This window comes from Aeromonas finlandensis (genome assembly GCF_000764645.1).
GTDB lineage: Bacteria > Pseudomonadota > Gammaproteobacteria > Enterobacterales > Aeromonadaceae > Aeromonas > Aeromonas finlandensis.
Genome location: NZ_JRGK01000091.1, coordinates 1 through 13455, shown reverse-complemented (window position 1 = coordinate 13455; position 13455 = coordinate 1). Strand labels below are relative to the sequence as shown.

Sequence of the window (13455 nt, the reverse complement as noted above, 5' to 3'; positions counted from 1 at the left end):
GGCCAGATTTTAATAAGCGAGCCTTCATTGATGATTTGCTGTCACGTTGTTTCAAACCATTTGATGTAGCCAGTATTGATTTCCAATCTGCCATTAACGTACCATTTTTTAATGATGTAGTTAATAAGCTGCTTGATGATTGGAAAGCGGTCCCTCGTGATCGCAATAAAATTCAATCGATGATGCAGCGCCATCATGATTATTTGCTTTATTTGTTCATGAGTCGTGATAGCCATCTTTACCGTGTGTTGATAGGATCAATAAATTATTTCTATGCCAATATCATCAGTTTGATGATGGCTCATATAAATGACTCTGATGATGTGTTGGCAGAAAAGTTAAATTCAGCAATTGTTATATTGGAGGAATTCTTTACTGATGCCAAAAATATTTATTCTGGGGCGTTAGAGCGACATGATACGGCTTATTTTATAGGCCTCGATATATTTAAGTAGACGTGGGGTGTGACGTGTAACTTTTGTCACATTGCACCCATTTTTCCTAAATCAGTTATCAGCCATAAGTTAGCAACCTTAACCCCAAACGTGACTTGCTTTTGGGGTTTCATTGTAAGTAGATCAAGTGTATTAATTTTGTTTATCGCGCTCACATATTCTAAGCCTTTTTGCGTTTCACCAGCACAGCCTCATTTATCAGCGTTCCTAAGAAGAGCAGCTAACTCAACTTCCAGCCAGTCGGCCAGTCCCAGCCAGTCATGGTGCTCCTGGCAAGCCAGCAGGGCACTCACTATGGTCACGGCATTGCCTTGGTGCTCAGGGGGTAGATCATGCAATGCCTGCTCTACCAGGCTCGGTAGCTGCAGTGCACTTTCAACATGAAGGCCAAGACGAAAATTGTGTGCCAGTGCAATGCACTGCTCTGTGATAGTCATTGCATCAGCTCCGGATGATAGTCACAACCGAGCAGGGCGGCGCCGTCTCGGCTGCTGTTCCAGAATTTGACTTCCGGGTTGTTTGCCATATAGCGCTCAAGCTCGATCTGATAAGTGGTGAAATTGGGGTTGGTGCTGACGCGCTGACCATGACCATCCATTACCCAGCTGAGGGCCTGGCTGGCAACAGGACCCAAAGCACCATCATCCCAGCCGGTATGGGTCTGGCCACCGGGGAAGGCGAAGTCACAGCCGAGCAGAATGATCTCGCGACAACCCATCTTGACGGCCAGATCGACTGTGGGATGGAGCACGCTGCCTCCTTGATGGAGCAACCCTTTGGGATGAGTGTGACGAAGCTGCTCATACACGGGGCTGATGGAGTAGGCGGTAAAGCGCGGGCCTTGCCAACTTGCGAGCGTCTCATGGGGCACCATGGGGGCATATACCAGAGGCACTGAGCCGAGCCCCTGACTGGCCAGCCGATCCGGAGTCAGGGCATCGTCGATAGTAACGACCAGATCCACACTGATGCCGTAGTGTCGCAGAGGGGCGAGCGCCGTATCGACACAGAGCACCTTCCACTCGGGATGTTGTTGCAACAAGCCAGCAAGGCGAGGGAGGTGGCTTTGCAGGCTGGGACCGCTGGCGATGACCAGTGCAGTAGCATTCGGGAGTGAGCCAAATAGCGTGGCAACATCGCCATCTTCACATACAAGTGGCAGATTCTCGGCCAGTCGTCCGGTAATGCGCGGCAAGCCGGGGGAGAAACGTTGCCTGGTGTAAGCCGCCATCACTTCACTCATCAGTCGACCACGAATACGGCAGGCCGCATCTTCGGCCAGCTCCAGCTCGCTGGGGAGGGCGAAGAACGGGAGGACAATCTCCTGTTCATCTGCTGCGAGGCTCAGCTCGACCCTGGGGTCTCGCAGCCACTCATCGTGCTCAAGCAGGGCCAGCACCAGAGTGAAGAGATTGTGGTGCATGATATGGACATGGAGAGTTTCTAAGCGGGGTCGAGCCAGCAGCACCTTCTGCAGATCGCCGAGCCCGGTGCCATAAAGATGCAGCACAGGCACATCAGGGAGGGTTGCCGCTTGCAGTTCTGCCTCGGCTACCCGGTCATGGCGGCTGGTGAGCTGGATGCCATTGACCAGCAACGTGCTGCTGATGCCTTCACACAGTTCAACCTGCAGATCGCCCAGTTGTGCCACCGTGAGGTGGGCAGCAAGCCGTGGCCAACGCTGTTCGATTATCGCCAGATGGTGGCGCAGCAGCTCTTCATTCATCTTCTTCAATCCACTCCCAGTTGAGAGGCTGGTTGGCGCTCAGATCGCGGCTGACCCGCTTGCCAATGAGCCGATCGTAATCGGCGGGGGGCAGGCCGAGGGCGGGGCGCACTGATTTGATGTGCTCTGCGGTGAGCGCCTCTCCTGCCGTAATATCTTTGACCAGATAGAGGGAGCGGCGAAACGCGCGGTTGCCCTGTTCGCTTTGGGTGATCTGGTAGTCGGCTACCCCGAGCGCTGCATGGGCGGTATTGACCGAGGTAATCAGTTCGGTGAGTTCAGCCGGTTCCATGGAGAAGGCACAATCCGGCCCCCCATCGGCGCGAGTCAGGGTGAAGTGCTTCTCGATGAGGGTTGCCCCGAGCGCGGTGGCCGCAATGGCAGTGGCTGCGCCTAGGGTGTGATCGGAGAGCCCGACTTCAACGCCAAAACGTTGGCGCAGCATGGGGATGGTGCGCAGGTTGTATTCGGCGGCGGGGGCCGGGTAACCGCTGACACAGTGCAGCAGCGCCAGTTGGCCGTTGCCATGCTTGAGCGCCATCTCGACTGCGGCGGTGATCTCTGTCTCGTTGGCCATGCCGGTGGACATGACCAGTGGTTTGCCAGTCTGTGCGGCGTAGCGAATGAGGGGAAGGTCCACCAACTCGAAGGAGGCGATCTTGTAGGCTGGGCAGTCAAGGGATTCCAGCAAGTCCACCGCACTGAAATCGAACGGGCTGCTAAAGACCGTCAGCCCCAGCTCGCACCCCTTGGCAAACAGCGCCTGGTGCCACTCCCACGGGGTGTGCGCCCACTCATAAAGGTCATAGAGGCTGTGGCCATCCCACAAACCGCCGTGGATCTGAAATTCCGGTCGATCACTTTTGAGGGTGATGGTATCCGGGCGGTAGGTTTGCAGCTTGACGGCGCTGGCTCCCGCTGCTTTGGCGGCGGTCATGATAGCCAGGGCGCGGTCCAGATTGCCATTGTGGTTGGCCGACAGTTCGGCAATCACATAGGGGGTTTGTTCCTGGTTGATGGGGCGATGAGCGATCTGCATCTTTCGTCAGGTTCCTGTGCCAAGTTGCCAGCCTTGCGGCGCTTGTTGCCAGGGGGCCGGGGGCGCTATTTGCGGCGGCGCGGCAAGATAGAGGGGGAAATGGGAAAATACGTCAAGCAAACGATGTGCCAGCGCTTGCCAAACTTCAGGGGCAACGGATTGCCGGGCTTGCCATCGCAGTTGCTGACCATGGAGGGACAAGGTGAGCAGTGGCTTGTCATCATGGCGTAACTGCCACTGTTGGCTATCTGGTATCAGTTGATAATCGGATTGTGGCAGCAGCCAGGCAGTGAGGCGATCCAGCCCCAGTCCATCCACCTGCCCTTGACCACACCGGCGATAGTCATCTGCCTGTCGCTCAAGTCGTTGCAGGGCCTGCATCAGCCGCTCAGGCTCAGCCAGCTCGCTCAGGGTGAGTCGTTCGGCCAGCTGAAAGCGGGCGATCACCTCGTCGTTGAACTGCTGATTGTCGACGATGGGGACCGCCAAGGTCGGCAGGCCGAGGCAGGCCCGTTCCCAGGTCATGCCGCCCGCCGCGCCGATGGCGAAGTCGTGTTGTTGCATCAGCTGCGCCATCTGGTCGCTCTGGCGCAGCAATGTGAGCGGCAGATTGGGTAGTTCGGCGACCCTTTGTTGCAGCTCGGGCCAGAAAGGATTTGCCCCACCGGCGACCAGCGTCCAACGAATGGTATGTGCCCAGGGCAGTCGGGCCAGCGTGTTGAGGGTCGTGAGGCAGGCTCCGGCCGGGTCGGCACCGCCAAAGCAGATGAGGCCACGTTGCCACCGGCTGACCTCCTGGCGTGCAAGCTGGCGATAGGCGGGGCGCAGCAGGGCATAGTCGGTGCCCAGCAGCAGGCGACAGTCGGCAGGGGTGAGCTGCTGGTAATCGGCGGCGCTGCGCAGTGGTCCCTGATCCAGCAGCAGCTGACCGTGATGAGGGCGATCAGCCAGATCGTCGATCACCAGCAACTGACCACTGTGCATCGCCAGTGTTTGCTCGATCTGCCGATCAATCTGGTAGTGATCACACACCAGCCACGCCGGGTGCATGGTGGGCAAGGGGCCTGCATCGTCCAGAGCACAAAGAGCGTGATGCTGGTGGGAGTGCAGCAGTGGCAGCAGGTGAGTCGGTAGTTGATGGCAGAGAAAGTGGCACTCGGCGCCAGCCGTTTTCAGCCGATCGGCGATGGCCAGACAGCGCATCAGATGGCCCAAGCCGATCTCGGCACCGGCATCGAGTCGGAAGGCAACTTTAAACGCCATCTTGAGCCAGCACCTGATAAAGCAGTTCGGCCAAATGCCAATCTTCCGGCGTATCGATATCGATCACCCTGTGTCTTGGCAGAATATGGCCGATCCCCTCTCCACCGACGGGGCTGATCCCGCCCTGCCAGGCGGCCCGCGTCCCCCAATAGAACTGGCCAGCATCCTGATAGGCAGGTGCCAGATCCTGAGAACGTTTCGCCATCTGCTCCGGCCAGAAGGGGGCGACCCGGCCTTGCTCGTCCATCCGGACTGCGCGCTGGATGGGAAAGCCAAACTCGGCGACGGTATAGACAAAGGGAGCCTGGCTTGCGACTTCAGGTCATCGACCTGGATAAGCGGGACAGTGGCATAGATGCAGCAGTAGTGTTCTGCCTTAATACCTAACTGATCGAGCCGCTGGATAGTGTCGATCACCACAGGGGTTGTACCGGTGTGATCATCGGCGAGGCTTGCAGGCCGAAGAAATGGCACTTCCGCGCCGAGTTGACGAGCGACCCCGGCAATCTCCTCATCATCGGTAGAGACCACCACCTTGCTGAAACAGCCAGATTTCTGCGCCGCCTGGATGGCATAGGCGAGCATGGGTTGGCCGCAGAATGGTCGGATATTCTTGCGTGGAATGCGCTTGCTGCCACCCCGGGCAGGGATGATGGCGATGGCCATAACGGACTCTCTCTACGGAACTGTTTTGTTGAGGTGTTGGCAGGGTAATCGCTGACAACTCTTTGATTATTTTTGATATTATACTGACTTTTCATCTTGTATTATCAATTTTTACTACGGACTCGTGCCCTGACGGTCGATACCATGGGCAAGGGATGGAAGGTGGGTGGTATTCATGATGAGTTATGGTGTCGAGCTGTGTCCGATCCAGGCATGGGATTTGCCAACGCTGAGGCGTTGGCGTAACCAGGACGAGGTTCGGCGGCAGATGGTGGATCAAACCCTGATCTCCCCTCGTCAGCAGCGGCAATGGTTTGTCTCTCTCAGTGAGCGATCAGATCAACAGCATTGGGTGCTGCACTGCCGGGGCATCCGTGCCGGTTATATCAATCTGAAAGGTGAGTGCAATGCGCCACTACAAGGTCAGGCGGTGGCCGATGCGGGGCTCTATCTGGGCAACTCAACCGTGCGGCATCCCATGTTGGCCGTTGCTGCAGCCTTATCTCAGCTTGATCAGGGTTTTGATGAGTTGCACATCGGTTGTATCTGCACCCTGGTTCGGGAGAACAATCGTTCGGCACTGCGTTTGAATGAACAACTGGGTTACCGCCAGGTTGGGCAAGAGAACGGATTTTTCGCATTGGAACTGCTGCCTGCGGATTACTATGCCGCCCGTGAGCGGCTACGGAGATTTTTCAGATGACAATCGCATTGGAACAGGTTTTTGCCGAGGCGCTGGGTATTGATATCGGCAGCGTCAGCGATGGGCTGGCCTACAACAGTATCCCGCAATGGGATTCCGTCGCCCACATGGGGCTGATTGCCCAGTTGGAGGATCACTACAGCGTGTTGCTCGACACCGATGACATTATCGACATGAGTTCGGTCGGCAAGGCGCGGGAGATCTTGGCCAAGTACGGGATCGCTTTCTGATGACGAGGCTGTTGCAGGGCAAGCGGGTATTGATCACCGGTGCCGGGCGTGGCATCGGCCTTGCCATAGCCCGCCAGTTTGCCTCTCAGGGGGCCGAACTGTGGCTGGGTGGCCGTGATGAGCTTGCGATGAGCCAGCTGGCGATCGCGCTCGGTTCCGAGTTTGGCGTGCCCTGCCAGCCCCTTTGCTTTGATGTGGCCGAGCCGGTGGCGGTCAAGCAGGCCTTTCAGCAGCTGTTTGCCCAGACTCGCCAGCTGGATGTGCTGGTCAACAATGCCGGCATGCTGGAAGAGGCGTTATTGGGGATGGTGAACCAAGCCCATCTGCAAAAGACATTCAGCAACAATACCTTTAGTGTGATCTATTGCAGCCAGTATGCCGCCCGCCTGATGCAGCGCTGCGGTGGCGGCAGCATCATCAATCTCGCCTCCCTGATGGGGCAGGTGGGGGCGGCGGGGCTCAGCAGCTATGCCGGCAGCAAGGCGGCGGTGATTGGCATTACCCAGTCACTTGCCAAGGAGCTGGCCGTCAGCCAGATCCGGGTCAATGCCATTGCTCCCGGTTTTATCGATACCGATATGGCGCATGCCATCCCGGAAGATAAGTTTGCCGAGCGGGTGGCCAGCATCGCCATGGGGCGGATTGGCACGCCAGATGAAGTTGCCAAGGTGGCCCTGTTTCTCGCATCCGACTTGTCGAGCTATGTGACCGGGCAGGTGATCGGGGTCGATGGGGGGATGGTGATTTGAGCCAGCCTGATTTGTTGACACATCTGGTTGAGGGCAACAGCGAGCTCGCTTGGCGAGATCCGCATGAGGGGTGGCTCAGTTATGGTGAACTGGCCCGGCGTGTGGCGCAGTTGGCCACCACCTATCCTGCTGGCCGCCATCTGGTCTACCTGCCATTTGTGACGTCCACTCTGCATCTGCTGCACTACTTGCATGCCCTGCGTGATGGCCACGCCATCATGTTGGCCGATCCTGCTCAGGATGCCCAGTTGCACCGTGAACAGTGCCAGCGCTTTGGTGTCAGCCTGCAGGTATTGGAGGATGGGGCAGTTGCGTATCTTGGCGATGCGCCCTCACTTCACCCTGAACTGGCCATGCTGCTGCCGACATCGGGCAGTACCGGCTCCTGCAAATGGGTGCGATTGTCGCGAGCCAATCTTGATGCCAATGCCGCGGCTATCGCCGAATATCTGGCGCTGAACGGGGGTGAGCGCGCCATCACCTCGTTGCCACTGTTTTACTCCTTTGGTATGTCGGTGCTCAACAGCCATCTTTTGGCTGGCGCCTCTCTGGTGTCATGCACTGCCAGCCCCCTTGAGCGCCACTTCTGGGATGAGATCAATCGCCATCAGGTCACCAGTGTGGCGGGGGTTCCGTTTACCTTTCAGATGCTAAACCGCTTGCGTTTTGACTGGGCCCGCTATCCCAGCCTGATGACACTGACCCAGGCTGGAGGACGACTTGAGCCAGCACTGGCAAAGCAATTTGCCGAACAGGCAGCTGCGCTGGGACGCCGTTTTTTCGTGATGTATGGCCAGACCGAAGCGGCACCGCGCATTGCCTGGCTGGCGCACGATGAAGTGATGATTGCCCCGGATGCCATTGGCCGTGCCGTACCGGGCGGGCGCCTCTCTTTGCGTCATGAGTCCGGCTTTCCCGACGGGGAGGGGGAGTTGGTTTACCAAGGGCCAAATGTGATGCTTGGCTATGCCGAGCGCCCTGAAGATCTGGCGCGGGGGCGTGATATGGATGCGCTCTTTACCGGCGATCTGGCTCGTTGTGATGAGGCGGGGCGCTTCTATCTGACCGGGCGACTCAACCGTTTCCTTAAGCTGTTTGGCAAACGGGTGAGCTTGGCTGAAGTGGAAGCCTGGTTGCAGGGGAGGGGCTATTCCTGCGCTGCGACCGGCCTCGATGATCGCCTGCTGGTAGCCATCGAGGCAGACGCGGGCCCCAGTGATGCACTACAGCTGGAGCTGGCCTGCTGGCTGATGGTGCCGCCATCAAGCGTTCGCATTTATCGGCATCATTTGCCACGACGCAGCAATATGAAGATTGATTATCCTGCCCTGTTAACACAACTGGAGCAGCTATGAACAGGCTGTTTGATGCACCGGTTTTTGGGCTGCCCCAACATGAAAAAAGTGGGCTGCTCCTTGCTCGTCTGAATGAATTGACGCAGCGCCATGGGCAGGGGTGTCCAGCTTTTGCCAATATTCTGTCGGCGTTTGGCTGGGGTCAGGCCTCGACCTATCAAGAGCTTCCTTATCTGGCGGCTCGCCTGTTCAAATTGGCCCAATGGCAGAGCGTGCCGCAAGAAGAGGTATTCAAGGTGCTCACCTCCTCTGGCACTACCGGAACGCCGTCACGGATCGTGCTGGATCGGGATACAGCCGCGTTGCAGAGCAAGGTGCTGGTGAAGATCCTGCAAGAGTTCGTCGGCAAGCAGCGGCTGCCCATGCTGCTGGTGGAGCAACCCGCCCTGATTCAAAACCGCAGCGGTTTTTCAGCCCGCGGCGCCGGTGCGCTGGGGCTCTCCTTCCTTGGCCGTGACCATACCTATGCCCTCGATGAGCAGATGCGGCCCAACTGGCCGGTCATTGAGGCGTTTTGTGACAAATATGCTGGCCAGCCGGTCCTGTTGTTCGGCTTTACCTTCATGCTATGGCAATGTCTGCTGGAGCCGCTGCGTGAGCGCGGTCTGCAACTGCCGCTGACGCAGGGCACGCTTTTTCACAGTGGTGGCTGGAAGAAGCTTCAACACCTCGCGGTGGATAATCCAGCCTTCAAGCAGCGTTGCCATGAGCAGCTGGGGGTGAGTCGGGTGCACAACTTCTATGGCATGGTGGAGCAGGTGGGGTCGGTGTTTGTCGAGTGCGAGCAGGGCCATCTCCATGCGCCTCTCTTTGCTGATCTGCTGGTGCGTGATCCGCTGACCCATCGACCGCTTGGGGTCGGCCAACCCGGCTTGTTGCAGGTGATCTCAGCCATTCCCCAAAGTTATCCCGGCCACAGTTTGCTCAGCGAGGATCTCGGTGTGCTGCTGGGTGAGGATGATTGTCCCTGCGGCCGTTGTGGCCGTTATTTCCATGTATCAGGGCGTCAGCAAGGCGCCGAGGTGAGGGGATGCAGCGACACTTTCCAGTGATCCGGTCAAATGCAGAAGATGCCATGTGGCAAGCGGGGCCAGAGGTTGCTTTCGCGGCTCCCGTCAGCGGCTGGCAAGGTTTTGTCACTCGCCCGCTACCAAGTTTTGCGCCCGTCATAGGTGACTTTGTGGCTGCGCTCTCTGCACGTCTGCAGCAGGGGGGGCGAGAGAATCCGGATTTGGCCGCCTTTGGTTTTTGGTTGCGGCCGCGCCAGATTGAGGTACAGCGCAAGCGCATGGCGGGACGGGCACCGCTGGGGATGGTTTTTCATCTGGTCCCATCCAACGTGCCGACCGTCGCGTTCTACTCCTGGATCATGGCGCTGCTGATGGGTAATGGTTCCGTGGTTCGGCTCTCATCGCGCATCGACCCGGTGCAAGAGGCCATGCTGACCATCCTGAACGAGCTCTTCTCTCTGCCCGAGTGGCAAGAGATTGCCTCGCGTACTCGCTTTATCCGGTATGACCATGACGAGCGTGTTACTACCTGGCTGTCAGCCCGGTGTCGCCTTCGCATTATCTGGGGCGGTGATGAAACCATCCGTCGGGTACGCGCTATTCCACTCTCTCCTCAGGCTCAGGAGGTGGTGTTTCCTGATCGCCGTTCCATGGCGGTATTTGACAGCCAATGGCTGGCCAGCCTGAATGCTGCCAAGTGGCAGCAAACGGTCGCAGCTCTGCAACAAGACTTTACCCGTTTCAATCAACAAGCCTGCGCCTCACCCACCACGATTTGCTGGTTGGGCTCTCCCGATAGTGTGTTGCGCCGTCGTTTGCTCGAAACAGTCTTTGCCCCCTTTGCAGACAGCCCAGCCCTGATGATGGAACGCCTCATCAATAGTCAACAAAATGCCGCCCATGATGGTCAGATGCAGCTGGAGACCTTTGCTGGCGTCACCTTATTGACTCCCACCGCCTCTTTGCGACTTGCACACATCGGAGGAGGTACAGTTGCCGAGTTTGTTGCCGATACCCTTGATGAGTTGCTGTTACAACCGTGGGATATGCAGACCTGTGTCTGGGTTGGCCCAGATAAAACGCGGCTTGAGTGTGCGCTCCAGCTGTCGCCTTGCTGCCGTATCGATAGAGTGGCGAGTCCCGGACAGGCGTTAGCATTCGAATGGCTCTGGGATGGCATTGATATGCTGGTTGTCAGCAGTCGTCAGCTTGCTCGCGTTGAATAGTGGATGGCATGTCACATAAAACAAGTTAGATCAATGAATTAGCTTGGTCAGGCACAGCTCTTGCAGTAAATATTGCCATGAAGGGCAGGAAGGGTTGACTGAGACCGTGCGGTAGCCTTGCCCATTTTCTCCAATTCGCTTCTTTTTTACTCTACTTCTGGATTCTCTATGAAAGTCAGCGTACTGGTGCCGGTATATAACCTCGGGCGCTTTATCGAGCCCTGTCTGCTTAGTCTGCTGGAACAGCAAACCAATTTCGATGTTGAGGTTATTGCCATTGATGACGGCTCGAGCGATGACTCCTGGGCCATTATGCAGCGGCTGGCGTCACAATGGCCCCAGCTACGGGCACTACAGAATCCACAGAATATGGGGTTGGCCAAGACCCAAAAACGCTTGCTGAGAGAGGCGCGCGGTGAATACATCGCCTATGTCGATGGGGATGATCTGGCTCTGCCGGGCAAGCTGCAGAGCCAGGCTGATTATCTTGATACGCACTCAGGCTGCACGCTTTGTTACCACGAGGCGGAGATGTTTGAAGATGAAACCGGCGCACGGATCAAATTATTCACCCGGGATTATTACAATGCTCGCTACCTCGAACCCGTGATGACGCGGGAGGCATTGATCCGCTTCGGGGTGTTCGTCAATGCCAGTTCCATTATGTTTCGCCGTTATGAAGGGATGGAAAACGCCATCGATGAGGGGTGCAAGATCATCCTCGATTATCCCTGGCACATCTTGAACCTCTCCCACAATCCGGGGACGCTGGATTTTATCCCCGAATTACTGGGACGTTATCGCTTCCATAGCCAGAGCTTTGGCGGACAGACTCGCAAATCGGCAGAACGTCGTGAACAGTCGCTGCGCGATCTGCTGCGTGCCTGTGATAACGCCGCTGCGTTTGGTGCGGATCCCGTGGTCATTGCCCAGGGTCGTGGCCATCACTACTACTCAGCTGCGCTCTATTTTTTGCGGCAGGATGACGTCGTGCGCTTCACGCAGCTTATCGAACAGTCAGTTACCGAGGTAGCGAAGCTGGCGCCAGGCTGGTTCTTCGATGAGCGACATCAACTGGCGTGGGGGCAGCGAGCTCATCCAGCTAGGGTCATGCAACAACTGTTTGGAGACGCGGTGTGAGTTATCAGGCAATCGTTATTGGTGCCGGGCTTTCGGGCGCCGTCATGGCTGAACGCATGGCCAGCCAGCTTGGCTGGAAGGTGCTGGTGCTGGAACAGCGTGCCCATATCGGGGGCAACTGCTTCGACGAGTATGACGAGCATGGAGTGCTGATCCATCGCTATGGACCGCATCTCTTCCATACCGACAACAAGGCGGTCTGGGATTACCTGTCGCAGTTTACCGAATGGTTGCCTTATGAGCATCGTGTGCTGTCACGCATCGATGGTCAGTTGGTGCCGATCCCGTTCAACCTGACCAGCATCGAGCGCTGTTTCCCCGCCGACAAGGCCGCCGCCATGATTGAGGCCCTGCGCACCCGGTTCGGTGATGGTGCCAGAGTGCCGATCCTGGATCTGCGCAAAGAGGCGCATCCCCTGCTGGGTGAATTGGCGGATTTCATCTATCAGAAAGCTTTCGTCAATTACACCAGCAAACAGTGGGGGGTTGCGCCAGACCAGATCTCCCCCGAGGTGACGGCGCGGGTGCCTGTGGTGGTTAGTCGGGATGATCGCTACTTCACCGATCCTTGGCAGGCGGTGCCGACTGAAGGCTATACCGCCATGTTTGAGCGCATGCTCGCACACCCGCTGATTGACGTGCGGCTGTCTACCCCCATGGAGCAGCGTGTCAGATTGGATTGGCAACAGAAGCAGGTGTTGTTGGATGGCGAACCTTTCGATGGCCCACTGATCTATACCGGTATGCTGGATAAGCTGATGCCGGCAGAAGGGAATTGCCTGCCATACCGCTCACTGCGTTTTGAGCATCGTCATCTGGCGCAGCAACAATTTCAACCGGTCACCACCGTCAATTATCCGAATGAAGAAACCTTCACGCGGATCACCGAGTTCAAGCATTTAAGCGGGCAGGTACATCCCGGCACCAGCATCGTGTACGAATATCCCTGTGACTATCAGCCTGAGCTGGGGTTGGAGCCTTACTACCCGCTGTTTACCGACTCAGCTAAGCAGCATTATCAGGCTTGCCGCGATGAATTGGCCCAGTTCCCGCAACTGATTGCTTTGGGCCGCCTTGCCGAATATCGCTATTTCGATATGGATGATGCTGTGAATAATTCTCTGCACTTTTTTTATATGTTAATGAATGACCCTGTATTGTCTCGTCTTTGAAGAGGTCTGTTGAATGACTAATGATATTCAAAAGGAATTGCGATTTGAGTTTGGCGCGAATTGGCAAAGCTATCTTGACCATTATCTCTCTCCTGAGCGGATCGATCAGGCTCGTCAGCATCTGTTGTCATTCATTGGCCGAGAAGACCTGCTGGGGTTACGGATCTTGGATATCGGTTCAGGAAGCGGAATTCATAGTATGGCGGCATTTCAGGCGGGGGCGGCAGAAGTTGTTAGCTTCGATTACGATGCTGATTCGGTGATGGCGACGAAAAGACTGCACTCCATGTGCCAGTCACCGGAAAATTGGCGGGTGATGCTGGGGTCTGTGCTGGATCCTGAATTTATGAGCTCTTTGGGACAATTTGATTTGGTTTATGCTTGGGGCGTATTGCACCACACTGGATCTGTATGGTCTGCGATTGATCTGGCATCAACTTGTGTCAAGCCGGGTGGATTAATGTACATCGCGTTGTATGACTCTGACTGGTCAACAGAATCACCGGAGTTCTGGTGCAATATCAAGCAGCGTTATACCGCATCCTCGGCCATAGTACGCAAGATGTATGAGGCCTGGTATGTGGCTCGTTTTGTCCTTCGTTACAATCCATTTCGCTTGGGTTATCTGCTCCAATATGCCCGTGAGTATAAGAAAAATCGTGGTATGGATTTCTATCATGATGTCAAAGACTGGTTGGGTGGTTGGCCGATGGAATATACG

13 protein-coding genes and 2 pseudogenes are annotated in these 13455 nt (G+C 56.6%); 10 read left to right on the top strand and 5 right to left on the bottom strand.

Features of this window, described 5'->3' with window-relative positions; all coding sequences use genetic code 11:
* Window positions 1-455 (top strand): annotated as a pseudogene (locus LD28_RS23365) (6-hydroxymethylpterin diphosphokinase MptE-like protein); the annotation flags it as partial.
* Between the two features lie 191 nt (window positions 456-646).
* On the opposite strand, the gene LD28_RS0109930 reads toward LD28_RS23365, so the two are convergent.
* The 5 genes and pseudogenes from LD28_RS0109930 to pseF all read right to left on the bottom strand — a co-directional run bounded on the left by LD28_RS0109930 (window position 647) and on the right by pseF (window position 5149).
* Window positions 647-892, bottom strand: a complete 246-nt coding sequence (locus LD28_RS0109930; protein WP_033136812.1) for a hypothetical protein — start codon at window positions 890-892, stop codon at window positions 647-649.
* The gene (locus LD28_RS0109925; protein WP_033136811.1) at window positions 889-2181 is read right to left on the bottom strand and encodes a motility associated factor glycosyltransferase family protein; all 1293 of its coding nucleotides are present in this window, start codon (window positions 2179-2181) and stop codon (window positions 889-891) included. The genes LD28_RS0109930 and LD28_RS0109925 overlap by 4 nt, the downstream gene beginning before the upstream one ends.
* A complete protein-coding gene (gene pseI / locus LD28_RS0109920; RefSeq protein ID WP_033136810.1) occupies window positions 2174-3220 on the bottom strand; it encodes a pseudaminic acid synthase in 1047 nt (348 codons plus the stop codon). The genes LD28_RS0109925 and pseI overlap by 8 nt, the downstream gene beginning before the upstream one ends.
* 6 nt (window positions 3221-3226) lie before the next feature.
* A complete protein-coding gene (gene pseG, locus LD28_RS0109915) occupies window positions 3227-4483 on the bottom strand; it encodes a UDP-2,4-diacetamido-2,4,6-trideoxy-beta-L-altropyranose hydrolase (protein WP_033136809.1) in 1257 nt (418 codons plus the stop codon).
* Window positions 4473-5149 (bottom strand): annotated as a pseudogene (gene pseF, locus LD28_RS0109910) (pseudaminic acid cytidylyltransferase). The gene pseG and the pseudogene pseF overlap by 11 nt, the downstream one beginning before the upstream one ends.
* Before the next feature lie 166 nt (window positions 5150-5315).
* On the opposite strand from pseF, the gene LD28_RS0109905 reads away from it, so the two are divergent.
* The 9 genes from LD28_RS0109905 to LD28_RS0109865 all read left to right on the top strand — a co-directional run.
* The gene (locus LD28_RS0109905) at window positions 5316-5852 is read left to right on the top strand and encodes a GNAT family N-acetyltransferase (RefSeq protein ID WP_156120174.1); all 537 of its coding nucleotides are present in this window, start codon (window positions 5316-5318) and stop codon (window positions 5850-5852) included.
* Window positions 5849-6082, top strand: coding sequence for an acyl carrier protein (locus LD28_RS0109900; RefSeq protein ID WP_033136808.1), 234 nt, complete (start codon window positions 5849-5851; stop codon window positions 6080-6082). Before LD28_RS0109905 ends, LD28_RS0109900 begins: the two co-directional genes overlap by 4 nt.
* Window positions 6082-6831 (top strand): SDR family NAD(P)-dependent oxidoreductase, encoded by a 750-nt coding sequence (locus LD28_RS0109895; protein ID WP_033136807.1) that lies wholly within the window; start codon window positions 6082-6084, stop codon window positions 6829-6831. The genes LD28_RS0109900 and LD28_RS0109895 overlap by 1 nt, the downstream gene beginning before the upstream one ends.
* Window positions 6828-8186, top strand: a complete 1359-nt coding sequence (locus LD28_RS0109890) for an AMP-binding protein (protein ID WP_081959493.1) — start codon at window positions 6828-6830, stop codon at window positions 8184-8186. Before LD28_RS0109895 ends, LD28_RS0109890 begins: the two co-directional genes overlap by 4 nt.
* A complete protein-coding gene (locus tag LD28_RS0109885; RefSeq protein ID WP_033136806.1) occupies window positions 8183-9238 on the top strand; it encodes a LuxE/PaaK family acyltransferase in 1056 nt (351 codons plus the stop codon). The genes LD28_RS0109890 and LD28_RS0109885 overlap by 4 nt, the downstream gene beginning before the upstream one ends.
* On the top strand, window positions 9217-10422 hold the full coding sequence (locus LD28_RS0109880; RefSeq protein ID WP_050514291.1) for an acyl-CoA reductase: 1206 nt from the start codon (window positions 9217-9219) through the stop codon (window positions 10420-10422). Before LD28_RS0109885 ends, LD28_RS0109880 begins: the two co-directional genes overlap by 22 nt.
* A 168-nt stretch (window positions 10423-10590) precedes the next feature.
* The gene (locus LD28_RS0109875) at window positions 10591-11562 is read left to right on the top strand and encodes a glycosyltransferase family 2 protein (RefSeq protein WP_033136804.1); all 972 of its coding nucleotides are present in this window, start codon (window positions 10591-10593) and stop codon (window positions 11560-11562) included.
* Entirely contained in the window at window positions 11559-12734 is a 1176-nt protein-coding gene (glf, locus tag LD28_RS0109870; protein WP_033136803.1) for a UDP-galactopyranose mutase, read from the top strand. Before LD28_RS0109875 ends, glf begins: the two co-directional genes overlap by 4 nt.
* Window positions 12735-12747: 13 nt before the next feature.
* The coding region (locus LD28_RS0109865) for a class I SAM-dependent methyltransferase (protein WP_033136802.1) at window positions 12748-13455 on the top strand (708 nt) is incomplete at its 3' end.